20 protein-coding genes are annotated in these 24,084 nt (G+C 75.1%); 10 read left to right on the top strand and 10 right to left on the bottom strand.

The genetic code is table 11. The annotated features are described in order from the left end of the window. Positions 1–200: 200 nt before the first annotated feature. Positions 201–893 carry an HAD family hydrolase gene (locus ACTVZO_RS02695; RefSeq protein ID WP_443303028.1) on the top strand — a complete coding sequence of 231 codons (693 nt, stop codon included), beginning with the start codon at positions 201–203 and terminating at the stop codon, positions 891–893. Next, entirely contained in the window at positions 890–2,512 is a 1,623-nt protein-coding gene (locus tag ACTVZO_RS02690; protein WP_443296775.1) for a phospholipase D family protein, read from the top strand. Before ACTVZO_RS02695 ends, ACTVZO_RS02690 begins: the two co-directional genes overlap by 4 nt. A 49-nt stretch (positions 2,513–2,561) precedes the next feature. Here ACTVZO_RS02690 and ACTVZO_RS02685 read toward each other — a convergent pair whose 3' ends face one another. Further along, on the bottom strand, positions 2,562–3,065 hold the full coding sequence (locus ACTVZO_RS02685) for a hemerythrin domain-containing protein (protein WP_443296774.1): 504 nt from the start codon (positions 3,063–3,065) through the stop codon (positions 2,562–2,564). A gap of 115 nt (positions 3,066–3,180) precedes the next feature. Beyond that, on the bottom strand, positions 3,181–5,370 hold the full coding sequence (gene katG / locus ACTVZO_RS02680) for a catalase/peroxidase HPI (RefSeq protein ID WP_443296773.1): 2,190 nt from the start codon (positions 5,368–5,370) through the stop codon (positions 3,181–3,183). Positions 5,371–5,537: 167 nt separating this feature from the next. Between katG and ACTVZO_RS02675 the strand changes: the two genes are divergently transcribed. Continuing rightward, the gene (locus tag ACTVZO_RS02675) at positions 5,538–5,969 is read left to right on the top strand and encodes a Fur family transcriptional regulator (protein ID WP_443296772.1); all 432 of its coding nucleotides are present in this window, start codon (positions 5,538–5,540) and stop codon (positions 5,967–5,969) included. Positions 5,970–6,057: 88 nt separating this feature from the next. Then, the gene (locus ACTVZO_RS02670) at positions 6,058–6,300 is read left to right on the top strand and encodes a hypothetical protein (RefSeq protein WP_443296771.1); all 243 of its coding nucleotides are present in this window, start codon (positions 6,058–6,060) and stop codon (positions 6,298–6,300) included. Positions 6,301–6,324: 24 nt separating this feature from the next. Here the strand turns inward: ACTVZO_RS02670 and ACTVZO_RS02665 are convergent, their stop codons facing one another. Next, positions 6,325–10,161, bottom strand: coding sequence for a CHAT domain-containing protein (locus ACTVZO_RS02665; RefSeq protein ID WP_443296770.1), 3,837 nt, complete (start codon positions 10,159–10,161; stop codon positions 6,325–6,327). A 66-nt stretch (positions 10,162–10,227) separates the two neighbouring features. On the opposite strand from ACTVZO_RS02665, the gene ACTVZO_RS02660 reads away from it, so the two are divergent. Both ACTVZO_RS02660 and ACTVZO_RS02655 read left to right on the top strand, forming a co-directional pair. Next, complete coding sequence (locus ACTVZO_RS02660; RefSeq protein WP_443296769.1) at positions 10,228–10,611, top strand: hypothetical protein; 384 nt, start codon at positions 10,228–10,230, stop codon at positions 10,609–10,611. Then, positions 10,608–11,573, top strand: a complete 966-nt coding sequence (locus ACTVZO_RS02655; protein ID WP_443296768.1) for a hypothetical protein — start codon at positions 10,608–10,610, stop codon at positions 11,571–11,573. The genes ACTVZO_RS02660 and ACTVZO_RS02655 overlap by 4 nt, the downstream gene beginning before the upstream one ends. Here ACTVZO_RS02655 and ACTVZO_RS02650 read toward each other — a convergent pair. Both ACTVZO_RS02650 and ACTVZO_RS02645 read right to left on the bottom strand, forming a co-directional pair. After that, entirely contained in the window at positions 11,570–12,271 is a 702-nt protein-coding gene (locus ACTVZO_RS02650; protein ID WP_443296767.1) for a sigma-70 family RNA polymerase sigma factor, read from the bottom strand. The two genes, ACTVZO_RS02655 and ACTVZO_RS02650, sit on opposite strands and share 4 nt — an antisense overlap. 147 nt (positions 12,272–12,418) lie before the next feature. Further along, positions 12,419–13,090 (bottom strand): hypothetical protein, encoded by a 672-nt coding sequence (locus tag ACTVZO_RS02645; RefSeq protein ID WP_443296766.1) that lies wholly within the window; start codon positions 13,088–13,090, stop codon positions 12,419–12,421. Between the two features lie 209 nt (positions 13,091–13,299). Between ACTVZO_RS02645 and ACTVZO_RS02640 the strand changes: the two genes are divergently transcribed. Then, complete coding sequence (locus tag ACTVZO_RS02640; protein ID WP_443296765.1) at positions 13,300–14,532, top strand: MFS transporter; 1,233 nt, start codon at positions 13,300–13,302, stop codon at positions 14,530–14,532. Next, on the top strand, positions 14,529–15,638 hold the full coding sequence (locus ACTVZO_RS02635) for a sugar ABC transporter permease (protein ID WP_443296764.1): 1,110 nt from the start codon (positions 14,529–14,531) through the stop codon (positions 15,636–15,638). The genes ACTVZO_RS02640 and ACTVZO_RS02635 overlap by 4 nt, the downstream gene beginning before the upstream one ends. Here ACTVZO_RS02635 and ACTVZO_RS02630 read toward each other — a convergent pair. Beyond that, a complete protein-coding gene (locus ACTVZO_RS02630) occupies positions 15,625–16,827 on the bottom strand; it encodes an acyl-CoA dehydrogenase family protein (RefSeq protein WP_443296763.1) in 1,203 nt (400 codons plus the stop codon). The two genes, ACTVZO_RS02635 and ACTVZO_RS02630, sit on opposite strands and share 14 nt — an antisense overlap. Positions 16,828–16,975: 148 nt before the next feature. Here ACTVZO_RS02630 and ACTVZO_RS02625 point away from each other — a divergent pair, with 148 nt between their 5' ends. Beyond that, a complete protein-coding gene (locus tag ACTVZO_RS02625; protein WP_443296762.1) occupies positions 16,976–18,814 on the top strand; it encodes a CoA transferase in 1,839 nt (612 codons plus the stop codon). After that, entirely contained in the window at positions 18,811–20,508 is a 1,698-nt protein-coding gene (locus tag ACTVZO_RS02620) for a class I adenylate-forming enzyme family protein (protein ID WP_443296761.1), read from the top strand. Before ACTVZO_RS02625 ends, ACTVZO_RS02620 begins: the two co-directional genes overlap by 4 nt. A 97-nt stretch (positions 20,509–20,605) precedes the next feature. On the opposite strand, the gene ACTVZO_RS02615 is transcribed toward ACTVZO_RS02620, so the two are convergent. From ACTVZO_RS02615 to ACTVZO_RS02600, 4 genes are all read right to left on the bottom strand, one after another. Continuing rightward, the gene (locus tag ACTVZO_RS02615) at positions 20,606–21,409 is read right to left on the bottom strand and encodes a metal ABC transporter solute-binding protein, Zn/Mn family (protein WP_443296760.1); all 804 of its coding nucleotides are present in this window, start codon (positions 21,407–21,409) and stop codon (positions 20,606–20,608) included. Beyond that, positions 21,367–22,233, bottom strand: a complete 867-nt coding sequence (locus ACTVZO_RS02610; RefSeq protein WP_443296759.1) for a metal ABC transporter permease — start codon at positions 22,231–22,233, stop codon at positions 21,367–21,369. Before ACTVZO_RS02610 ends, ACTVZO_RS02615 begins: the two co-directional genes overlap by 43 nt. Next, the gene (locus ACTVZO_RS02605; RefSeq protein WP_443296758.1) at positions 22,230–22,865 is read right to left on the bottom strand and encodes a metal ABC transporter ATP-binding protein; all 636 of its coding nucleotides are present in this window, start codon (positions 22,863–22,865) and stop codon (positions 22,230–22,232) included. Before ACTVZO_RS02605 ends, ACTVZO_RS02610 begins: the two co-directional genes overlap by 4 nt. A gap of 141 nt (positions 22,866–23,006) precedes the next feature. Beyond that, on the bottom strand, positions 23,007–24,029 hold the full coding sequence (locus ACTVZO_RS02600) for a pyridoxal-phosphate dependent enzyme (RefSeq protein WP_443296757.1): 1,023 nt from the start codon (positions 24,027–24,029) through the stop codon (positions 23,007–23,009). Between the last annotated feature and the right edge of the window lie 55 nt (positions 24,030–24,084).

Genomic DNA, 24,084 nt, shown 5'->3' with positions numbered 1-24,084 from the left:
GGGACGGGCCGGGGGCCCTGCCGGGCTCGACCGGGGCCCGGCCGTCATGGCAGGCGCCTAACCGTTTCGTACGCTCCGAAACCCCGTCGGCGCGGCGGGGGAGTGGGCGCGGGTCCGGCGGGTAGACGCCGGGCGTGAGCCCGCCCGCGGACCAAGGTTCCCCTGTGAGCCGGGCCGCGGACGACACCCTGGAGGCGGAGATGAACCGCGCCGCGCTGTTCGACGTCGACGGCACCCTCGCCGACACCAACCACCTGCACGTCGCCTGCTGGTGGGAGGCGCTGCGGCAGGCGGGCCACCGGGTGGCGACGCACGACATACACCGGGCGATCGGCCTTCCGGGCGGGGACCTGCTCGCCCGGCTGCTCGGCGACGACCGGGACCCGGGCGGGGACGACGCGCTCGGCGCGGCGCACGACACCCTCTACGGCACCTACTTCGACCGGTTGCCCGGCCTCGACTCCGCCGCCGCACTGCTGCGCGCGCTCGACCGCCGGGGCTGGCGGGTCGTCCTGGTCACTTCCGCGAGCGGCGCCGAGCTCGCCGCGCTGAGGAAGGCCATCGACGCCGACGACGTCATCACCGCCGCCACCAGCGCCGACGACGTCAACGAGGGGAAACCGGCTCCGGAACCGGTGATCCGCGGCCTCGGCTTCGCCGACGCGGCGCGGCACGAGGCCGTCTTCGTCGGCGACACCGTGTGGGACATGGAGGCCGCCAGCCGCGCCGGGGTCACCTGCGTCGGCCTGCTGAGCGGCGGGATCCCCCGCCACGACCTCGAAGAGGCGGGGGCCCGTGCGGTGTACCGCCACCCGGCCGACCTGCTGGCCGGGCTCGACCACAGCCCGTTCGCGGACCCACCGGGCCCGCCGGCCCCGAGGACGACACCGTGACGCGCGCGGACTGGCTGCTCACCGCGGGTGAACGGGGCAACCCCGCGACGCGCCTCGACGAGCGCCACCCGGACGGCTCGGCCTGGACCGGGGGGAACCGCGCACGTGCCCTGGTCCACGGCGCCGCGTACTTCGCCGAGCTCCTGGCCCGGATCCGCGCGATGCGCGCGGGCGACCTGCTGCTGTTCACCGACTGGCGAGGCGACCCCGACGAGCGGCTCGCCGGGCCCGGTACCGAGATCGGCACCGTCCTGAGCCGGGCGGCGGAGCGCGGTGTCGTCGTCAAGGGGCTGCTGTGGCGTTCGCACCTGGACGGCCTCCGCTTCAGCGAACAGGAGAACCGCCACCTCGGCGAGGAGATCGCCGAAGCCGGCGGCGAATGCCTGCTCGACCTGCGGGTGCGGCCCGGCGGGTCACATCACCAGAAGCTGGTCGTCCTGCGCCACCCGGGCCGCCCGGAGCTGGACGTCGCGTACGTCGGCGGCATCGACCTCTGCCACAACCGCAACGACGACGCCACCCACCGGGGAGACCGCCAGTCGCTGCCCATGGCCGCCGCGTACGGCCCGCACCCGCCGTGGCACGACGTCCAGCTCGCGCTGCGGGGACCGGCCGTCGGCGACGTCGAAACCGTCTTCCGCGAACGCTGGCAGGACCCGGCGCCGCTCGGCCGCAGCCCCCTCGTCCGCCTCCAGGAGCTCCTGCACCGCGAGGACACCAGCGCGGACCCCCTGCCCCCGCAGGCCGCCGATCCCCGGCCCCGCGGCCCGCACACCGTGCAGGTGCTGCGCACGTATCCGAACCGCCTGCTCCACGGATACCCGTTCGCACCCGACGGCGAGCGCAGCATCGCGCGGGGCTACCTCAAAGCACTGCGGCGGGCCCGCGCCCTGGTCTACCTCGAAGACCAGTACCTGTGGTCCCCGCGGGTGGTCGAGTCCTTCGCGCAGGCGCTGAGCGTGAACCGGCGGCTGCGGCTGATCGGGGTCATCCCGCTGGTCCCCGAGCAGGACGGCCGGCTCACCCTGCCGATGAACCTGATCGGGCGGATCACCGCCCTGGACGAACTGCGCCGCGCCGGCGGCGACCGCGTCGCGGTGTACGGCCTGGAGAACCGTGCAGGAACCCCCGTCTACGTGCACGCCAAGGTGTGCGTCATCGACGACGTGTGGGCCTCCGTGGGCTCCGACAACATCAACCTCCGCTCGTGGACCCACGATTCGGAACTCAGCTGCGCCGTGCTCGACCAGAGCCGCGACCCCCGCGAGCCGGCCGACCCGGGCGGGCTCGGCGACGGCGCCCGCGTCTTCGCCCGCGAACTGCGCCTGGAGCTCATGCGCGAGCACCTGGACGCGGAAGCCCCGGACCGCGCGGACCGGCGGGCACGGGACCCCCTGTGCGACCCGGTGAGCGCGTTCGACCGGTTCGCGGAGACCGCCGCCGCCCTGGACGCCTGGCACGAGGACGGCGGCCGCGGGCCGCGCCCGCCCGGCCGGCTGCGCCGGTACGTCCCACCGGACCTGCCCACGCCGAAGAGGCTGCTCGCGACCCCGCTGCACCACGTCCTGGTCGACCCGGACGGCCGCCCGATGGGACTGCGGCGCCGCAACGCGTTCTGAAGGCGCCTCCAGAAGCCGCCGCCGGGAGTCCCGGGCCGCCGGTCAGCCGTCAGCCCTTCCCCACGATCCTGCGCACGTTCTCGATGCTGCCGCAGCCCGACGCGAGCTGTTTCTCGCGCTCCCGCAGGAAGGCCGCGCCCAGCTCGGCCCGACGCTCGTCGGGGACGCCTTCCCGGGCCCCGTTGAGGATCGTCCGCTCCTCCTCGTCCAGGTGGTGGGAGACCGCCTTGACCAGATCCTCCAGCCGCGAGTCCCACTCGTCGGAGCCGACGTCGTCCACTTCCAGCAGCGCCAGCAGCGCCTCGTTGCCCTCGGCGTGCTCCTCCTCGCCGTGCTCCACTTCCTCGTTGTCGACGTCCTTGAAGCGCTTGAGCGCTCCGTAGACCTCGTTCTCCTCCGCCTCTCCGTGCGCGATGAGCAGGGCCGCGAACTTCTCCCGTGCTCCCGCGCGGTCCGCCTCGATGCTCCGCATGCGGCGGAACAGCTCCTCCATGGTGCGGTGGTCCTTGAGGATCACCTCGACGACGTCCTGTTCCTTCGCCGCGCCTGCCATACCCTTCGCCTCCTCTGCCGGGGTTCCGGCCTACGGGGCGGCTGCCCCCGCTCCGCCCGTTCATGCGACGCCGCCGGCCCCGGCCGGCCGGTGGCAGCCGGCCGGGACGCCGGACTCAGACGAGGTCGAACCGGTCCAGGGTCATGACCTTGTCCCACGCCGCCACGAAATCCGCCACGAACTTCTCTCCCGCGTCCTGGGACGCGTAGACCTCCGAGACGGCCCGGAGCTGGGAGTTCGAACCGAAGACGAGGTCGACCGCGGTGGCGGTCCACTTGAGCTGGCCCGAGGCGGGCTCCAGGCCCTCGAACACGTTCTCGGCCGAGGCCGACGCCTTCCACTCCGTGCCCATGTCGAGCAGGTTGACGAAGAAGTCGTTGGTCAGTGCCTCCGGCCGGCGGGTGAGGACACCGTGCGGGGACTGCTTGAATCCGGTGTTCAGGGCCCGCATGCCGCCGATGAGGACCGTCATCTCGGGCACGGTCAGCGTCAGCATGTTGGCGCGGTCCAGCAGGAGCGTCTCCGGCGACAACTTCTCACCCGCCGGAAGGTAGTTGCGGAAACCGTCTGCCCGCGGTTCCAGCACGGAGAACGACTCCACGTCCGTCTGCTCCTGCGAGGCGTCCGTGCGGCCCGGCGCGAACGGGACCGTGACGTCGTGCCCGGCGTTCTTCGCGGCCCGCTCGACGGCCGCGCACCCGCCCAGGACGATCAGGTCGGCGAGCGAGACCTTCTTCCCGCCGCTCTGCGATCCGTTGAACTCCTCCCGGATCCCGTCGAGGGTCCGCACGGTCTCGGCCACCTCGGGCGAGGCGTTGACCGCCCAGTCCTTCTGCGGCGCGAGACGGATCCGGGCCCCGTTGGCCCCGCCCCGCTTGTCGGTGCCGCGGAAACTCGCCGCCGCCGCCCACGCGGTGCCGGCCAGCTGGGACAGGGACAGCCCCGAGGCGAGGATCCGGGCCTTGAGGTCGGCGGTCTCCGCGCCCCCCACCAGCTCGTGATCGACCGCGGGGACCGGGTCCTGCCACAGCTGCGGCTCCGGGATCCACGGTCCGAGGTAGCGGGAGAGGGGCCCCATGTCGCGGTGCAGCAGCTTGTACCAGGCCTTGGCGAACGCCTCCGCGAGCCTGGCCGGGTTCTCGTGGAAGCCCTTCGAGATGGGCCCGTAGACCGGATCCAGCTTCAGCGAGAGGTCCGTCGTCAGCATGATCGGAGCGTGCCGCTTCGACGGGTCGTGGGCGTCGGGCACCGTGCCCCGGGCCGACGGGTCCTTCGGGGTCCACTGCTGCGCACCGGCCGGGCTCCTCGTCAGCTCCCAGTCGTAGCGGTACAGGTTGTCCAGGAACCCGTTGTCCCACTTGGTCGGCTCGGTCGTCCACGCGCCCTCGAGACCGCTCGTGATCGCGTCGACACCGCTGCCGGCGCCGTACGAGTTGTGCCAGCCGAGGCCCTGCTGCTCGACCGGGCCGGCCTCGGGCTCCGGACCGATGTACTCGGGATCGACCGCGCCGTGGCACTTGCCGAAGGTGTGCCCGCCGACGATCAGCGCGACGGTCTCCTCGTCGTTCATCGCCATGCGCGCGAACGTCTCGCGAATGTCCCTGGCGGCGGAGAGCGGGTCCGGGTTTCCGTTGGGGCCTTCCGGATTGACGTAGATCAGGCCCATCTGCACGGCTCCGAAGGGACCGGTCAGTTCCCGGTCGCCCGTGTAACGCTCATCGCCGAGCCAGGTGTCCTCCGGCCCCCAGAAGATCTCCTCCGGCTCCCAGATGTCCTCCCGGCCGAAGCCGAATCCGAAGGTCTTGAAACCCATGGATTCCATGGCGCAGTTGCCGGCGAACACCAGAAGGTCGGCCCATGAGATCTTCCGGCCGTACTTCTGCTTGACCGGCCAGAGCAGACGGCGCGCCTTGTCCAGGCTCGCGTTGTCGGGCCAGCTGTTGAGGGGGGCGAAGCGCTGCGCGCCGGAGCCGCCACCGCCCCGGCCGTCGGCGATCCGGTACGTTCCCGCGGCGTGCCAGCTCATCCGGATGAAGAGCGGCCCGTAGTGGCCGTAGTCGGCGGGCCACCAGTCCTGCGAGGCCGTCATCACCTCGAAGACGTCCCGCTTCAGCGCGTCGACGTCGAGGGCCGCGAACTCCGCCGCATAGTCGAAGTCCCCGCCCATCGGGTTGGCCTGGTCCGAATGCTGGTGGAGAACCTGGAGGTCCAGCTGGTTCGGCCACCAGTCCCGGTTCGTCCTGGGCTGGGGCGCCGCCGGGGCCGGGGAGGGGATCGCTGGGTTTTCGCTTTCGCTGCCGGACACGTACGTCCTTCTTCCTGTCTCGGGGTTTCCCTCTGCTGGCTGCATTCCGTTTTGAGGCTGTCTGTCCTAAGTCGGCGTCCGTTATGGTTGCGCACCGCAGACCGCCTCGGCCGAAGGCGTGCCGGTAGACTTCGGTCATCCCGCCGAGCCCGAACTGTGAGCCGAACATGAGTGACCTGCTGGAGAGACTGCGAGGGCGCCGCTGGCGCATGACCTCCCAGCGGCGTGTCGTCGCGGAGGTCCTCGACGGCGAACACGTGCACCTCACGGCCGACGAGGTGCACGCCCGGGCGGCCCGGCTGCTGCCCGAGATCTCCCGCGCGACCGTCTACAACACCCTGGGCGAACTGGTCACCCTCGGCGAGGTCCTCGAGGTCTCCACCGACGGCCGCGCCAAGCGCTACGACCCCAACGCGCACCACCCGCACCAGCACCTGGTCTGCTCGGCCTGCGGCCTCATCCGCGACGTGCACCCGGCCGGAGATCCGCTGGCCGGCCTCGCGGCGGAGGAGCGGTTCGGCTTCACGGTCTCCGGGGTCGAGGTCACCTACCGCGGACTGTGCCCGGCCTGCGCGGCCGGCGCGGCCCGGAGTGAATGAGACGCCCCTGACCGGGCAGGTGCCCTGTGGATCGCCGGTGCGGGGCCGTTTCCCGGTGCCCCGGTCATGAAGTGGAGGCGAGCTGCGCATGACCGAAAGCGCGAGTCCCTACATCTCCGCGGCGCGGGTCACGGTACTCGCCGTGAACCCCGGTGACGCGCCGTTCCGCATCGTCGAGATCGACGGTGAGTTCGTCGGCACCGCCCGGTCCATGACGGACGTGCTGCTGACCGCGGCGGCCAACGGCATCACGGTGCACGACCTCGACGACCCGGACGAGGTCCGGTGGGTCGGCGGCGGGAAGTACCGCTGGAGCGCACACACGCACTGACCCGGTGCCCCGGCCCCCGGCCGCTCACGCCCCCACGTGGAGGTGCGCGGCCCAGCGGGTGGGGACCAGGGGATAGCGGTCGCGCAGGTCCCGCAGCGTCTCGTTCAGGGCGCGGGCCGCGTCCGCCGTGTCCGCGGGCCGCGTGCCCCCGTCGGTCAGCCGGAGGTAGAAGCCCTCGGCGACGGCCGCGGCGGCACGGTCGACGACCGGCCAGAGCGTACCGATGGCGTGCGGGTAGCCGGACAGCTGGAACGCGGCCGCGATGTGGACGGCCTCGTCGGCGAGGCGCGGGCTGGTGACCGCCGTTCCGCAGGCCGACAGATAGACCAACTCGGCCTGCTCCAGCCTGAGTCCGGCGATCTCCGAGACGGACAGCGGCCGGCTCTGGTGGTCGGCCAGGAGCAGCCGGCCCCGCGAGGGGTCGGCCGGGTCGCCCACGCCGTGGCAGACGAAGTGCGCCAGGCCGTGGTGCAGGAGCCGGGCGCGTACGGCGGAGGCCGTGGCCTGGGCGCCGATCAGTGTGGTGACCGCCCCGTGGGGCTCGAGCAGTCCGCGGGTGATGTCCGCCTCGGCGGCGGCCTGGGACAGCGGTTCCGCCCCGGGCGTCCGGGGCATGGCCACGACGAGCGTGGCCGGCACCGGCCCGCCGGGGTTCCGCCGGGCCCGCACCCGGGAGCGCGAATGGCCCAGGGCGCGGAGCGTGGTGGTCGTGGAGGACACCGTCCGGTCCAGCAGGGTCGGCGGCAGCCGGTCCGCTGTACGCGGTGCGCGGTGCCGCCCGGCGGCCTGGAGCGGCAGCCGGGCCAGGAAGCCCACCGGGCACCACCAGATCCGCGGCGGCCCCCCTTCCGGAAGGGAGCCGTCGATGCCGAGGTGGTCGAGTACCGGCGCGGCGATGGCGTCCCACAGCCACTCCAGCAGCCCGTGCAGGTCCTCCTGCGCCTGCTCGCGGGCGCCGAAGCCGGCGGCGTCGGCCGCCGCGCCGACCACCTCGGGAAGGCCCGCCATCCGGGCCAGGGCCTCCTCGGCGACCAGCAACGGCAGCGGCACGACCTCCACGTGGTGCCCCGGGGCGGTGCCCGGACGCAGGACGAGCGCGTCGGACCGCCGCGGACCGGTGTACACGAAGACGACGGGCCCCGGCTCGGCCTCCCGGGCCAGCAGGCCGATGGCGGGCGGCCGCAGGAACCCCTCGTGGCCGGGCAGGGAGCGGATGCGCTCCAGGAGGGCGGTCCACCGCGCACCGCGGCGGTAGCGCTCCTCGGCCTGCCCGGAGCCGGGGAGCGGCGCCGCCGGCTCCCGTACGGACGCGGCGCGCAGTTTCTCGTACTCCAGGGCCAGCGCCGGGTGGCTGCGCCGCAGTGCCTCGATCTCGTCGTCCGGGCCGGGCAGTACTTCGGCGTGGAGCCGGCCGCGGCACTGTTCGAGCAGTTCGACGGCGCGCTCGGGCCTGCCCGCGGCCACGGCCGCCTCGGCGGCGGTGTTGGCCAGTCCCGCCGTCCCCTGGAGGAGGTGCTGCCGGTCCCGCCGTGCCAGATCCCGCGGAGCGATCAACGGAATCTGGGCGACGGCCTGTTCCACGGCGGCCAGCGCGGCCGCGGCGTCCCCCCGGGCCATCGCGGCCCTGGCGAGGGCGCCGGCCGCGCTCTGCACGATGTGCGGTCGGGCGGTGGTCGTCGAGGTGATCGTGCGGCAGATCTCCTCGGCCTCGGCGGCGGCCCGCGGGACTCCGCCCGTCGCGGCCTGTTCCTCGAGGACGCGGGCCAGGAGCAGGGAGAACTCGTCCTTCCCGAGGGGATCGTGCGCGGCGGCCGCCGCACAGGCCGCCCGGGCCGCCGCCACGGCGCCGGGGAGGTCGTCCGGGAAGCCGCCGAGGAGGCCCTCCTCCTCGGCCGTGCAGCGGTGGCGCGTCAGGAGGAGTTCGGCCAGGGCCGCCCCGGCCTGGGCTCCGTTCGGATCGTCCGGGGGCAGGGCCAGCGCCTCCTGCCGCAGGTAGGCGTGTGCTTTGACGAGCGCCGCCGTGAGCCCGCTCCGCCGGTAGAGGCCCAGACAGGCCTGTCCCGCGCCGAGCAGCATCGCCGGGTACCGCCCGTCGTCCTCTGGGCAGGCCTCCTCGGCCTGGATGATGCACGTGAACGACTCGGTGGTGCGCGATCCGGCCGTGTGCACGTCGGTGGCCCGCTCCACCGCCTGGTCGAGTACGCCGCCCAGTTTGGCCAGGGCGATGGCGCGCCCGATGCCGGTGTCCGGAGCGAGGGCCAGGGCCCGCCGTGCGACCTGCTCGGCCTCGTCGAGCGCGTCGAGGTCCTCACGCCGCAGGTAGAGGAGCTGCAAGACGTCAACGAAGGCGAGCAGGTCACCCAGCGGAGTGCCGGACTGCGGCGGCGGGTGTCCGGCGGCCGCCGGGCCGGTCAGCCTCCGGTAGAGATCGGCGCATTCCACCAGTGTGCTCAGCTCGCCCGTGGAGTCGTAGGCGCGCTTGAGGGTCTCGGCGAGCACCAGCGCCGCCTCCACCGCGGCGCCGGGCCCGGCGGACTCGGCACGCCGCCGGGCCGTGTCCACGAGCTCGGCGGTCGTCTCCCGGTGCCCGGGACTCCGGCCGCTCAGCTCCAGGGCGCGGTACAGGTTGTCGAGGGAATCGGAGTGTTCGGCGTGGCCGGGGGGCGCGTGCCGGAGGTTCTCGCGGCAGACGGCGACCGCGAGGCGAACCGTCTCGGCGTCGGTCGTCGCCTCGGCCAGGTCCATGAGGAACGCGGCGAGGTTGTGCCGCCGGCCCGCCCACTGCGGGGACCCCTGAGCCGTGGCGGCCACGGCCCTGCGCTGCGTGCTCACGGACTCGCGCAGGGCCTGGAGGTCACCGTCGGCCTCGTACAGGGTGTGCAGGTCCTTGGCGAGGTTGTGCAGCCGCCGGCCGTCCCGGACCGGTGGTTCGGACGGCCGGCTGCGTACCGCCTCCCGGCCCGCCGCGACCGCCCTGCGCAGCTGGTGGGGATCGCGCGTCCGGTCGTACGCGAGGGAGTGCAGGTGCGCGACGTGGGCCAGCCGTTCGCGGCGGTCGGGATCCGCCTCCGGGGTCAGGGCCAGCGCGCGGAGGGCCAGGTGCATGCTCTCGACGAGCGCCCCGTCGTCGCCGGCGCGGAGGTGGGAGTCCAGGAGCAGGCTGGCGAGGTTGAAGAGCACCCGGGGGCGTTCGGGATGGCCGTCGGGACAACGCCGCAGGGCCTCGCGGCCGAGGGCCACGGCGCTGGGAAGGACCCTGAGGTCGCCGGTGAGGTGGAGCATCCGCTGGAGCCCGGTACCGAGGGCGCACCGCGCCTCCATGCCGAGCGTGTCGGCGTACGGGCTGCCCGGGGGTGTGGCGTCGACCGCTTCGAGCATGAGGTCGAGGCCCAGTTGCAGGGTGGGCCGGTCGCGCAGGCGGTCGTAGCGGTTCAGGGCGGCGAGCCCGTGCCGTCCGAGGGCGGAGATCCGTGCGCGGGGGTCCCGGCGCAGGGGCTTGAACGTGCGGGGCAGCCGGGGGAGTGCGCGGACGGCCGCCCGCACTTCGGCCGGTACGGAAGCCGGCAGGAAGGCGTCCGCCCAGGCGTAGAGGAACAGCGCGGTGCGCCGCTCGCTCCGGCCGTCGGCGCGGCGGGCACCCGGCAACCGGCGCCGGAACAGGTGGTGTTGCCACAAGAGGGTGGCCAGGGTGTGCACGACGTCGAAGTCCGCGCCGTCGGGGTGGGCGCGCCAGGCGGCGGCCATGCCCAGGGCGCGCTCGGCGGCCGCCGGGTCGCACAGCGGGCGGGCGTCCCCGCGCTCTTCGAACAGCGTGACCCGGGCGCGCAGTTCAGGGTATCCGTCGGCCTGCAAACTCGTCACTTTCGGTTATGTGTTCACTGCTCTCGGTGTCTGATCGTCTGTCATCATGACGCCTTGGGAGGTCGGATGTCGGACATGGATCACCGGATCGAGCGGCTGTGCGCGCAACTCGCGGGCGGTGAATTGACGCTTCGCGCCGAGCGGTACGGAGTCGCCGGAGCCTTGGAACGGGTGCTGGGCGCGCTGCGGCAGGGGGCGGATCCCGAAGCGGTGCGCGGGGACCTCGACGCCGTCGACGAGGGCTTCGCGGTGCACGGGATCGACGGTCTGACCACCGGCAGCCGCGCCTACCAGCCCCTGCCGGGCGAAGCCGGCCATCCGGAGCTGCGGGGCTGGGTCTGCCCGGCGCCGCGGCGCTGCGTGCGCTTCGCACCGCTGGGCGCCGAGGGCCGCCCGCCGACCTGCGCGGCGCTGGAGGCCCCGCTGGTGCGGGTCGAGATCCCCCTGTGAACGCCTTCCTCGGCGAGCTCGGCAAGCGGTTCGCCGAGCGCTGGCTCGCCCTGCTCGTGCTGCCCGGCGCGCTGTTCGTGGCCGCCGTCACCATCGCCTCCGTGCTGGGACACCGGCGTGCGCTGGACGCGGGCGCACTGGGTGCCTGGATCGACCGGCTGGCCGCCACCCAGGCGAGCGGGAAGACCGGGATCGGCGTGCTCGTGGCCGCCGGTGTGCTGGCGGCGGCCGCGGTGGCCGGGCTCGGCGCCTCGGCCCTGGGCCATTTCGTGGAACGACTGTGGACGGCGGACGGCCGCGCCTGGCCGCTGCGCCCGCTGACCCGGCTGCGGGGACGGCGCTGGCTGCGCGCGCAGGAGGAGGTCCGGGTGCGGCGTACGGCCGTCATCCGGTCGGCCACGCCCCCGAACCGGGCCGATCCGCAGGCGCGGGCGGCCCTGCGCGAGGCGATGGCCCGCTGCACGCGGACGTCCCTCGTGCCGGCCGAACGCCCGACCTGGATCGGGGACCGGCTGCGCGCGGCGGACGTACGGGTCCACCACGCCTACCGGGTCGACCTCACGGCGTGGTGGCCGACGCTCTGGCTGGCAGTCCCGGACAGCACGCGGGACGAGCTGACCCGCGCCCACGCGGCCTACCGGGCCACCGCGCGGCTGACCGCGTGGGGACTGCTGTACCTGGTGCTCGGCGGATGGTGGTGGCCGGCCGTGCCGGTCGCCGCCGTCACCCTGGCCACGGCCGTCATGCGGGCGAGGGCCGCGGCCGCGGCCCTCGCCCAGCTGGTCGAGGCCGCCGTCGACCTGTACGGCCGGGAGGTCGCCGCGCTGCTCGGCGTCGAGGCCGCCGCCGGCGCCCTCGACGCACGGACCGGAGCCCGGGTCAGCGCCCTGCTCCGCAAGGACGACCTCGTCGCCTTCGACGCCGGCACGCTGGAATTCGTACCGGAGCAGCCCCGGTCCTAGACCGGGGAGGCCAGGAGTGCGGCGGTCGGGTTCGGCGAGCCGGCGGGCCGGGCCGAGGCCGTGGTGCGCTGACTCGGCGGGGCCGCCGGGGGTTCGGTGTCCGTCAGCAGGGCGATGAGGGCGGTACGGGCACGGGCCACGCGGGAGCGGACCGTACCGATCGGGCAGCCGACGGCGGCGGCGGCCTCGGCGTACGGGAGGCCCAGCAGCTGGGTCAGTACGAAGGCCTCGCGGCGCTCGGCCGGGATCGCGGCCAGCAGCTCCGCCAGGGCGATGCCGTCCTCGAAACCGGGGACACCGTACGGCTGGCTCTGCTCGGCGGCGGTCTGCCAGTCGAAGCGGTCCGACAGCCGGGGACGGGCGGCGGCGTGCCGCAGGCTGTCCACGACGGTGCGGCGGGCGATGGACAGCAGCCAGGTGCGGGCGGAGGACCGGCCTTCGAAACGGGGGAGCGCGGCGAGGGCGCGCAGGAACACGTCCTGGGCCAGATCGTCGGCGGCCTGGGGGTCGGCACTGAGGTAGGCCACGTAGCGCCAGACGTCGCGGTGCAGGGCGCGGACGAAACGGTCCGCCTTCGCGGGGTCGCCGTCGCGGGCGTCGAGGGCCAGCCGGGTCACCGCCGCATCGGAATCCGGGGTGTGCCGGGCCGGCCGTTCGCCGGCGGGACGCTGCTGGGAGGTGGGCAGGGCAGGAGTCATCGCCACAAGTCCTTATGCAAGGTGTCCGGTTCCGCCGCGCACGGCGGAACCGGTGAAGGGGTACGGCCAGGCGGAGCGCATGGCCGATGCCCGAGGCGCGACGGGCACGGAGGGAACGCCGTCAGCGCGAGCTCGGGAAACCGGCTGTCACAGGACAGCGGTTCCCGTCGGAGGGCCCCGCGAGGTGATGGCGTGGACGAGGAACAGCTGCGGGAGCGCCCGGCTCCGGCGCTCCCGGCGCACGCGGACGCGCGGTGGGAGCGGCGCCGGGGCGAGACCGGCGAGCAGGCGCAGCGGCGCCCGCAGCCGGCCGGCGACGGCGCGCAGGACACGGAAGGCGCCCTGCTCGCCGTGGGCCAGCCACAGGCCGCAGAGCAGTGCGGCCAGCAGATGGGCGGCCAGCATCCCGGCCATGTCGTGACCGCCGGACGGCACGAGCGTGCCGGCCGCCTCGGCCGCGGCGCCGGCCGCGCCGTGTGCGGCGTGGTGCGCGTGGTGGGCGCCGGCGTCCGGTACGGCGGCGACCGCGGCGGCGGCCGTCCGCGAAGGGTGCGCAGGCAGCACCGACGACTGGACCAGGGAGAAGCCCCAGTGGAGCGCGGCCTGCGCGGCGACCGTCGCCGTGGTCACGCAGAGCAGTCCGCGTTCCCGTCCGGCGAGCGCCCAGGCCGCCGCGCCCGTGACCGTCACAGCGGCGGACAACGCCCACCAGGGCAGGCCCGTACCGGACATGAGGACGTGCCCCACGGCTGCGAGCAGCACGCAGACGGCTGCGAACATCGCAGCCCGTACGGCTCGTAAACAGGGCCCTGGCGTCATGGCGGGTTCATCCTCGCACCAGCCTTCCGGGTCGTGCAGTGGAGTGCGCACTACCTGACAAGTTCTGGAACGCGACCGAGGAGAGCGCCTCGGAGGCGCTCGCCCGGTGTGGTGCGGGGCACGGCGAAGGACGGGAACCGCACTGCCGGTCCATCCGACTCCCTTCCCGGTCGGCCGAGTTGTGCAACATCCGGGGAAGGGAGACTTCTGTGGCGGCAGAGGGGACGACGGCGGCCGGAGAGTCGCCACCGCGTGCGGGGGACGGGGGCACCCGGAGCCTGACCGCGCTGCTCACCTGCGCCATGGCCTTCTCGATGCTGCAGTTGTTCCTGCTCGGCGCGCTCGGGCCGCGCCTGGTGGCGGAACTGGGCATCTCGCCCACCGTGCTGGGGCTGACGACCACGATCGGCTTCGGTGCGGCCGCCGCGGTGTCCCCGGCCGGCGGCCGGATGGTGGACCGGGTCGGGCCCCGGCGTTCGCTGGTCCTCCTGCTCGTCACGTCCGCCGTGGCACTGGCCCTGATCGGGGCCGCCCCCGGCGCCGCTCTGCTGCTGGGCGCCGTCGCGCTGGGCGGAATACCGCAGGCACTGGCCAACCCCGCCACCAACAAGGCGATCCTGGCGACGGTCCCGCCCGCCCGGCGGGGCGCGGTCACGGGCCTCAAACAGTCCGGGGTCCAACTGGGCGCGTTCGCCGCCGGGTTGCCGCTCGCCGCCCTCGCGGGCGGACTCGGCTGGCGGGGTGCCGTGTGGACCGCCTCCGGGGCGGCGCTCCTCGCCGGGGCGTGGGCGCTGCTCGCGCTGCCGGCCGATCCGCCCGGACCCCGGGCCCCGCTCGGCGGTACGCCGTTCGTGCCGCGCGGGATGGTGGCCTGGCTGGCAGGCTTCTCGCTGTTCCTGGGGGCCGGTATCGCCTCCGTCAACACCTACCTCGCCCTGTACGGGGCGCAGCGCCTGGGGATGGGCCCCACGGTCGCCGGCGCGCTGGTCGCCGTACTCGGGGTCGCGGGGATCGCCGGCCGGATCGGGTGGTCGAAGGCGGCCCGTCCGGGGCGGGCCGAGTGGCTGCCGGGCCTGCTGGCCTGCGGGGCCGTGGGCGCCGCGGCCCTGCTGGCCGCGGCGCTCCTCGCCGGTCCGCTGGTGTGGGCCGGGGCCGTCGCGGTCGGGGTGTTCGCCGTATCCGGCAACGCCGTCTCGATGGTGCTGGTCATGCAGCGGGCCGCCCCCGGGCGGGCCGGACAGGACTCGGCGCTCGTCGCCACCGGGTTCTTCGCCGGATTCGCGGCGGGCCCGCCCCTGTTCGGCCTGCTCGCGCAGAGCGGGAGGTACGGCTGGGGCTGGTCGCTGGTGGCGGTGGAATTCGCGGCGGCGGGAGCGGTCGCGTTCCTCTGGGCCGTGCGGGACCGCCGTGCGAAGACGGCGAAGACGGCGAAGACGGCGTGAGCGGCGCGGGGTCCGAGGACCGGGCCGGCCGCGCGCTGGCGGCCGTCATCGACCGGGTGACGGTGACCGAGGCTGAGGTCGGATCCCGCTTCCCGCTGTACGCCGACCCGCGGGACGGACGGTGGACGACGACCGGCCGCGGCTCGTGGACCGGCGGATTCTGGGCCGGACTCCTGTGGCTGCGCGCCCGGCGCACCGGCAGCGAGGCGGACGCGCGTACCGCGGCGGCGTGGACGGACCGGCTCGCGCCGTGGGCGGAGGCCGACACCGCCACCCGCGGCCTGATCTTCTGGTACGGGACGGCCCCGGCGCTCGGCGAGGCGGCGGCCGGGGCCGAGCCACTCCGGGCGCGGGCGGCCCGGGCCTGCGTGCAGGCCTACGATCCGCGGGCGGGCCTCGTGCCCTGGGGCGCCGGGCTCGGCGGCCCGCGCCTGCTGGCCCGTGCGGACGCCGTGGCGGGGCTGGTGCCGCTGCTGGCCGGCGCCGGACCCGAGGGGGCCGCCGTGGCGGCGGCCCACCTGCACCGGCACCTCGACCTCTGCCTCGGGCCGGAAGGCGCCCCGCACCCCGGGAGACCGCGGCCCGCCTGGCGGTTCGACCCGGCGACCGGATGGCACCCCTGCGAGGATCCGGCACCCGGCTGGAGCCGCGGCGAGGCGTGGCTGCTGCTGGCCGTGGCCGACGCACTGCTGCGCCCGGAGCCGGCCGGCCACCGGCCGCAGCGGCTCGCCGACGCGGCCGGGCACCTGCTCGAACGGGCCGGGGCCCTGACGGGACCGCTGATCCCGCCCCATGAAGCCTCCCGGCCGCGGGGGCCCGTCGACACCTCGGCCGCGGCGATCACCGCCGTCGCGCTGCTCAAGTTGTCGCTCGTGCCGGGGCCGCGTGCCGCGGCGTGCTCGGACCGGGCCGCGGCGATCCTGGACCGCCTGGCCGAGGGCCACCTCAGCCCGCCGGGCGGCCGACGTCCGGCGGGCATGCTGCTGGACGGCTGCTACGACGCGCGCAAGGGCCTGGCCGTACGCCACGAACTGGTCTGGGGCGACTTCTTCCTGGCCCTCGGACTGGCCGCCCGCGTCGGCCTGGCCGACCTCACCCGCGTGTAGCGGGCCCGTAGCCGCGCAGCACCCGGCGGGCCACCGAGGTGATGTGCAGCTCGTCCGGGCCGTCGAGGATGCGGGCCGCGCGCCCGCCCCGGAACAGGGACGGGAGCGCGGTGTCGGGCCCGAGCCCTGCGGCGCCGTGCACCTGGATGGCGCTGTCCGTGACCTGCTGGAGCATCCGGGCGGCGGCCACCTTGGCCAGGCCCACTTCGGTACGGGCGTCCCGCCCGGCCGCGATCAGCGCGACCGCCTCGTGGACCAGGGGCCGGGTGGTGCGCAGTGCGAGGAGGGCGTCGAAGACGTGCTGCTGGACCAGCTGGTGGCCGGCCAGCGGCCCGCGCGACCCGGCGCGGGTCGCGGCGCGTTCACACATGAGGTCGAAGGCGCGCTGGGCCTGGCCGAGCCAGCGCAGGCACCGCAGGGTGCGGCCGAGCGCGAGCCGCTCGCCCGCGATGGCCAGGGCGTCACCTCCTGCGCCGAGGAGGTGGTCGGCGGGCACCCGGACCCGGTCGAGTTCGATCTCGTACGGTCCGGCCGCCCCGAGGACGGGCAGTTCCCGTACGACGCGGAACCCGGGGGAGCCGGTCGGCACGAGCAGGAGCGACAGCCCGTCCCGGTCGCCGGCGGACCCGCCGGTACGCGCCATGACGGTGACGAGGTCGGCTCCCGCGGCGCCGGAGGTGAACCACTTGCGGCCGCTGACGCACCAGCTGCCGTCCGTCCGGAGCTCGGCCCGACTGCCCGTCAGGAACGGGTCGGTGCCCGGCACGTCCGGTTCGGTCATCGCGTAACAGGTCCGCAGCCCGCCCGCGACCAGCCGCTCCAGGTATTCCTCGCGCACCCGGGCGCTGCCGTGACGGGCCAGCATGGTGACGTCGAGCAGCGGGGCGGAGCCCAGCGCGGCCGGGCCGTGGTCGCTGGCGCCCTCGGCCTCCGCCAGTCGTGCGTACGCGCCGAAGGACAGCCCGCCGCCACCCAGCTCCGCGGGGAGCGGCAGGGCCCACAGCCCCGCGTCGCGCGCCTCGCCCCGCAGCTCCGTCAGGACGGCGGCCGCCGCCGGCCCGCCCGCGTCCAGCACCGCCTCGCGCGGGACCACCCGGGTTCGGACGAACCGTTCGACGTGCAGCCTCAAGTCGGCCGTCCGCACGTTGGGTTGGGCCGACGCGCCGTCCGCGGTGCCTGAATCCGTCACTGCGTCCTCCTCATGCCCGTTCCCGGGAACCGGTGGGAACGGCTGTCCGACTCCCTGTCCGAGGAACTGGTCGGGTGCGCACCCTCCCCGGTTCCCGCGATCCGTTCGACCTGGGCGACGGCCACCGCCGCGCCGGGAGAGGAGAGGCATGGCGTCCCCCGCGAACACGCAGACGATCCGGCCGCTCGACACGATGCTCTGTGAGACCTCCGGGGCCGGGAGCGGCCCCCCTCAGATCACCGGCGTCGTCGCCGCACACCTGCGGCTGCTCGGCGCCCGCCCGCACGGGCCCGCCCACGGCGACCCGTCCCGCCGCATCACGCTGTCCGGAGGCGGCTTCGAGCCCGCCCGCGCGACCGCCGCCTGGTCGGACACCGGGAGCGGGCTCGTCGACGAGGCGACCGTGCAGGCCGCCACCGGGATCATGGCGGTCCACGGACGGCGCGACGGCCGTCCGCGCGCGCTGGCCGCCGACTACGCGGCCACGGCCACCGCCGTCCTGACCGTCCAGGGGCTCCTCGCGGGCCTGGTCGGCCAGGCCCGCGGAACCGGGCCCTCGCAGGTCACCACCACCAGCGCCGGCCGGGCCGGGCTGCTCGCCGTGTCCCAGTACCTCGCGGCGGCCGGGGCCGACGAGGGCGAAGCCGCCGAACTCGCGCCGGGCGGACCGCCCTTCACCTCGGCCGAGGGGGTCCTGTTCGAGCTGGAGACCCTCGACCCGGAAGCCTGGGCCGTCTTCTGGCGGGCTCTGGAGGCGCCCGCCGAGGCGGTACGCGACGGGTGGCGGCCGTTCCAGTTCCGCTACGCCACCGGCTGTGCGCCCCTCCCCGAAGCCCTCCACACCGTCACCCGCTCCCACCCCCTCGCCCGGATCCGCCGGGCCGCGGCGCTCTCGGGCGCCGAGGTGTGCGTCCTGCGCACCCTCGCCGAACGCGCCGGGGAGGCCGACGGCGCCGCCCCCTGGTCGCTGCGGCCCCTGGGCAGGCGAGCGGATGCGGGTCCGGGTGCGGGTCCGGGCGCGGCCGTCGCCCCGGCGGGCACCAGACCCGGCGGGCCCGGCCCCTCTCACGCCCGGCCGCTGGCCGGGCTGACGGTGCTGGAGGCGGGCCGTCGCATCCAGGCCCCGCTGGCCGCGCACCTGCTCGGCCTGCTCGGCGCCGAGGTCATCCGGATCGAGCCGCCCGGCGGTGACCCCCTGCGCGGCATGCCGCCCGCCTGCTCCGGCGTCTCCGCGCGCTGGCTCGCCCTCAACCGGGGCAAGAAGGCCGTCGAAGTGGACATCAAGTCCGCCGCCGACCGCCGCCGCCTGCGGGAGATGGCCGCCGAGGCCGACGTGTTCCTGCACAACTGGGCCCCCGGCAAAGCCGCCGGACTCGGGCTCGACGCCGAGGACCTCGCGCCCGTCAACCCCGCCCTCGTCTACGCCTACACCAGCGGCTGGGCCGGCCGGCTCGCGGACGCCCCGATGGGGACCGACTTCATGGTGCAGGCCCGCACGGGCGTGGGCGAGGCCGTCCGCCCCCGGGGCGAGGCCCCCGCCCCCTCGCTGATGACCCTGCTCGACGTACTCGGCGGTCTGCACGGCGCCGAAGCGGTGCTCGCGGGACTGCTGCTCAGGGAACGCACCGGCCTCGGCGTACGGGTGGACTCCTCCCTCCTGGGCGCGGCCGACACCCTGACCGCCCCGGCCCTGCGCAGGGCCGCACGCGGACAGGACCCCAGGCGGCCCGCCGGATTCCGGCACCCGCTGCCGACCGCCGACGGCTGGATCGCACCCGCCGACGACGCGGCCGGCGCCGCGGCCGCGTACGACCTGCGCAGCCTCTCCACGGCCGACGCCGTGGCCCGGCTGCGGGCCCGCGGACTCGACGCCACCGCCGTCACCACCGACCTCGCCGACCTGCACCACGACGCGCGCTTCGCCGGCTCGATCAGCCGCGACGCGCACGGCGCCCCCGCCGTCCCCGACCCCTGGAGCTTCGTATGACCGCGAACAGGCTCGTACTGCACGACCTGCTGCCCGCCGAACTGCGCCGCTCCTGGGTGGTCGACGGCACCTGCCCCGACCTCGACCTGTACAGCCTCTTCCGGGCCCGTCAGATCGCCGACCTGCACGCCACCGCCGTCCTCGACGCCAAGGGCAAGCTCTGCTACACCGCACTGGACCGCAAGGTGCGATGTCTGGCCGGCGGCCTCAGAGACCTCGGCATAGGCGAGGGCGACGTGGTCGGCGTCCAACTCCCCGACAACCGCAACGCCGTCATCGCCGACCTGGCCCTGGCCGCCCTCGGCGCCGTCGCACTGCCCTTCCCCGCCGGCCGCGGCACCCTCGAGGCCGAGAGCCTGCTGCGCCGCGCCGGGGCCGTCGCCGTCATCGCGGCGATCCGGTACCGCGAGCTCGGCCACGCCGCCGAACTGCACGCACTCGCGGGCGGGCTGCCCGGCCTGCGCCACGTGATCGCCGTGGGCCCCGGCACCGCTCCGGAGGGCACGGTCCCGTGGCCGGAACTCATGCGCGGCGACCCGAGCGGATTCGTCCCCGCCCGCCCCGACCCCGACAGCGCGGCCCGGATCCTCGTCTCCTCCGGCTCGGAAGCCGAACCCAAGATGATCGCCTACTCGCACAACGCGCTGGCCGGCGGACGCGGGAACTTCCTCGCCTCCCTCATCCCCGACGGGACCCCGCCGCGCTGCCTCTTCCTCGTCCCGCTCGCCTCCGCCTTCGGGTCCAACGGCACCGCCGTCACCCTCGCCCGGCACGGCGGGGCCCTCGTCCTGCTCGACCGCTTCCACCCCGACGCCGCGATCGCGGCGATCCGCGAGCACGCGCCGACCCACGTCCTCGGCGTGCCCACGATGGTCCGCATGATGCTCGGACGGCTGGACGCGACGGGCGGGCAACTGCCCGCGCCGACCGCGCTGGTGCTCGGCGGAGCCCCGCTCGACGAGACCACCGCGGCCGCCGCGGCCAAGGCGTTCGGCTGCCCGGTGGTCAACCTCTACGGATCCGCCGACGGAGTCAACTGCCATACGGGACTGGCCCATACGGTCCCCCCGACCGACGGTTCGGGCGTGGTGGCCGGTCACCCGGACCCCAGGGTCGCCGAGATCCGCATCGCCGACCCCGACACCCACGCCCCGCTGCCCGACGGCGAGATCGGGGAGATCACCTCCCGGGGCCCCATGACACCCCTGTGCTACGTGGGCGCCCCCGAGCTGGACGCCCGTTACCGCACGCCCGACGGCTGGGTCCGTACGGGAGACCTCGGCTACCTCGACGCCGACCGCGTCCTGCACGTCGTCGGGCGGCTGAAGGACATCGTCATCCGCGGCGGAGCCAACATCAGCCCGGCCGAAGTCGAGGGTGAACTCCGCTCGCACCCGCGCGTCCGGGACGTGGTGTGCGTGGGCGTCCCCGACCTGCTGATGGGGGAGCGGCTGGCGGCGTGCGTGGTGCCGAGGGGAGAGCAGGCCCCGACGCTGGCCTCCCTCGGCGACCACCTGGCCGCGCGGGGGCTGGAGCAGGGCAAGCACCCCGAACGGCTCCTCGTGGTGGACGAAGTGCCCCTGACGGCGGCGGGCAAGCCGGACCGGGCGGCCCTGCGGGCGCGGCTGACCGAGCCCCTTCCGCAGCCAAGGCCCGGCGTACCGGAGGCGGCGCCCCTCGCCCAGGCCGGCTGACCGCCGGGGCGGGGAGGGCGGCGCAGAGGGCCGTACGACGCGGCCCGGGACGGTCCACGGGGACCGTCCCGGGCCGCCGTCGGCGGGGCCTCGCGGATCAGGAGCCGCCCATGGCCTTCTTCAGCTCGGCCGCCGCATTGCGGTACACCGGCAGCAGATCCAGGTCCTCGCCCGGGTAGTTCACGATGCCGACCTGCCTGGCGCCCGCATCGGGCAGCACCGTCCCGGTCGACATGTGCACGTTGTCCAGCACCAGGGACGGCTTCTTGGCGGAGAGAGCGGCCAGCTGCGCCGGGGTCACCGCCTCCGGGCCGTACGTGCCCACCGTGGTGGCGCCGGCGAGCTTCGCGGACCAGGCCGTGAAGACCTGGGCGACCACGGTGGGGCTCGCGCCGCCCGGCCAGGCGGCCTGGAGCTCCTTGTTCAGCCTCCCGTACTCCGCGTCGAATCCGGCCTTCCACCGCGCGGCGGCGTCCGGGGTGCCGAAGAGCGCCGCCAGCCTGTCGACTTCGGCCTTGACCCTGTCGGGGTCGTTGTCGAGGTTCACCTCGACCAGCTTCGCCTTCGAACCGGCCGCCTCCTTGATCTTCGCGGCGTACGGTTCGAAGGGCGCGTACAGCACGAAGTCCGCCTTGGCCACGGCGGCGAGGTCGGAGGGCTTGGGATCGTAGTCGGGGGCGTGGTGGACCGACTGCGGCACGATCACCTTGACGCCCTCGGCCCCGGCGGCCCGGGCGAAGGCGCCCTCCCAGGTGGTGGTGACCACCACCACGGGCTTGCCCTCCTTCGGGGGCGCGCCGTCCGCCGCGGGTGTGGCGGTGCCGTTGCCGCAGCCGGTGGCCAGGGCGAGTGCCGCGCTCAGTGCGAGGAGGGAAGGGATACGGACGCGGGTGCGCGCCATGAGCTGATTCTCCGTTCGGGTACGGCGTGGACGGCGAGGACGAGCGCCCCCGCCGTCAGGACGAGGACGGGGCCGGGCGGCCAGTCCAGCCACAGGGCCAGCAGGAAGCCCGTCGCGTTGACGGCCACCCCGATGCCCACCGCCCACAGGGTGATGGACTTCAGCGAGCTGCCCAGACGGCGTGCGGCGAGGGCGGGGAGCAGGGTCAGGGCGTCCACCAGCAGCGCCCCGGTGAGCTTGATCGCGCCCGCGACGGCGATCGCGACGAGCACCAGCAGGGCCGCGGTCAGGGCGCGTACCGGGACGCCGGAGCACTCGGCGAGCTCACGGTCGTGGAGGAGCAGGCCGATGTCGCGCCGCCGCCACCAGAACAGGCCCGGTACGACGGCGGCCAGCAACCCGAGCACGACGAGGTCGGGCGTGCCGACGGAGAGGACCGACCCCCACAGCAGGGCGAAGGCGCCCGAGGCGTTGACCCCGGACACGGCGAGCACCAGCAGGGCGGCGGCGATGGCCAGGCTCATCAGCAGGCCCATCGCCCCCGACAGACCGTCCGGGGTGCGGGCGAGCGGTGCGACCCCCGCTCCGGCCAGGGCGCAGGCGACGAGCGCGCACAGCATCGGGTCGAGGCCGGTCAGCAGCCCGATCGCGATGCCGAGCAGGGCGACGTGCATCATCGCGAACCGGACCGGCATGATGTCGAGCCCGACGATGACCACCCCGATGACGGGCAGGCAGACCGCCGCGAGCAGCAGCGCCAGGGCGGCCCGCTGCACGGGCAGCAGCTGGAGGAGGGCGCCGAGGTCGGCGGTGGCGAGGGTCACCGGACCTCCCGCAGCCGGCCCGCCGCCATCTCCAGCACACGGTCGCAGCGCTCCGCCAGGGCCCGGTCGTGGGTGACGACGACCAGGGTCACCGGCAGGGAGGTGAGGACGTCCGCGGCCTCCGCCTGCCCGTCGAAGTCCAGCGCGGCGGTGGGCTCGTCGGCCAGGAGCACCTGGGCCCCCGCGGCGACGCAGCCGATCGCCCGCGCCAGGTACATGCGCTGCAACTGGCCGCCGGAGAGGGTGTGCAGGGGCCGCTCGGTCAGGGCCCCCACCCCCAGCCGGGCGGCGGCCTCGGCCGCGTCCTCGGGTGCGGCGCTGCTCGCGAGCAGTTCGGCCCCCAGCAGGGGGAAGCGGCCGGCCGCGGGCTTCTGGGGGACCCAGGCGCAGGCCCGGCGCCGCCAGGCCCATCCGGCGGGCGAGCCGGTGTCGCGGCCGCCGACCGTGATGGAGCCCGTCACCTGGCGGTGCAGGCCGAGGACCGCACGCAGCAGGGTGGTCTTGCCCGAGCCGTTGGTCCCGGTCAGCGCCACCCGCTCACCGGCGGCGATCTCCAGGCTCACGTCGGAGACGGCCGCCACCCGGCCGTGCCGGCAGGCGACCTCCCGCATGCGCACATCCAGCCCGCCCATCCCACGCCTCTCCGCTGCTCCGGGTGCTCCCGGCCGAGTGGAGTACGGGTTTCCGCCTCCCACACGGCAGTAGTCGGACGGAGTGCGGCCCCGGTTCCCGGCAGCCGCCGCCGGGTGAGGCGGACGGGCGGGCGACGCCCGTCACACGAGGGAACCCACGCGGCCGCGCGCCGGGGAGGGCGAGCGGTTCCATCGCATCCGGGCCCAGGGCAGGGCGAGTTCGGCCTGGTCCGTCACCGGCTGCGGGGCCAGGTCCTCCAGCCGCGCCACCTGGCCGTGGCGGGCGTAGACGGAGTCCACGTAGCGGTGGCCGGTGTCGGGGGCGATGAACAGGACGGTCCGCCCGGGGCTGCGGTCGCGCTCCCAGCGGGCCGCGAGGTAGCCGGCCCCGGTGGAGAGCCCGGCGAACAGGGCGTGCCGGCGCAGCAGGTCGATGCTGCCGGCGCGCGCCGCGTCGAAGGAGATCCAGTGCAGGACGTCGTACAGCTCGTGCGCAACGTTCCCGAACGGGATGGAGCTGCCGATCCCGGCGATGATGATCTCGGGGTCGGAGACGTGCTCGGCGCCGAAGGTGACGCTGCCGTACGGCTGCACGCCGACGAGTTCGACGCCGGGGTCCTCCTCGCGCAGGTACCGGGCCAGGGATCCGGTCGAGGCGCCCGTCCCGACGCCGCCGACGACGGTCAGGGCCTCGGTGCCGGTCGCGCGCCGGATGCGCTCGGCGATGGAGCGGTAGCCGAGGTAGTGGATGTCGTCGTGGTACTGGCGCATCCAGTGGTACTCGGGGTGTTCGGCGAGGATCTCGCGGACGCGTGCGACCCGGCGCTTCTGGTCGAGCTTGAGGTCGCTGCACGGTTCCATCTGCTCCAGCGTCGCCCCGAGTCCGGCCAGCTGGGCGCGCAGGGTGCGGTCGACGGTGGTCGAGCCGACGATGTGGCAGCGCATTCCGTAGCGGTGGCAGGCCAGGGCGAGGGCGTGCGCGTAGATGCCGCTGGAGCTGTCGAGCAGGGTGTCGCCGCGCCGGACGGTCCCGGTGTCGAGCAGGTGGCGGACGGCCGCGAGCGCGGAGACCACCTTCATGGTCTCGAAGCGGAGGCAGACGAGCCGGTCGTCGAGGCGTATCAGGTCGGGGCGGCCGACCGACTCCGCGAAGTGCTGGTCCATGCGGGAGTTCCTTGTCGTGGAGGACGTGAGGGACGTGAGGGACGTGAGGACGGGC

It is taken from the genome of Streptomyces sp. IBSNAI002, assembly GCF_052244475.1.
In the GTDB taxonomy this organism is placed as follows: Bacteria; Actinomycetota; Actinomycetes; order Streptomycetales; family Streptomycetaceae; genus Streptomyces.
This window is presented reverse-complemented; position numbering and strand designations above follow the sequence as displayed.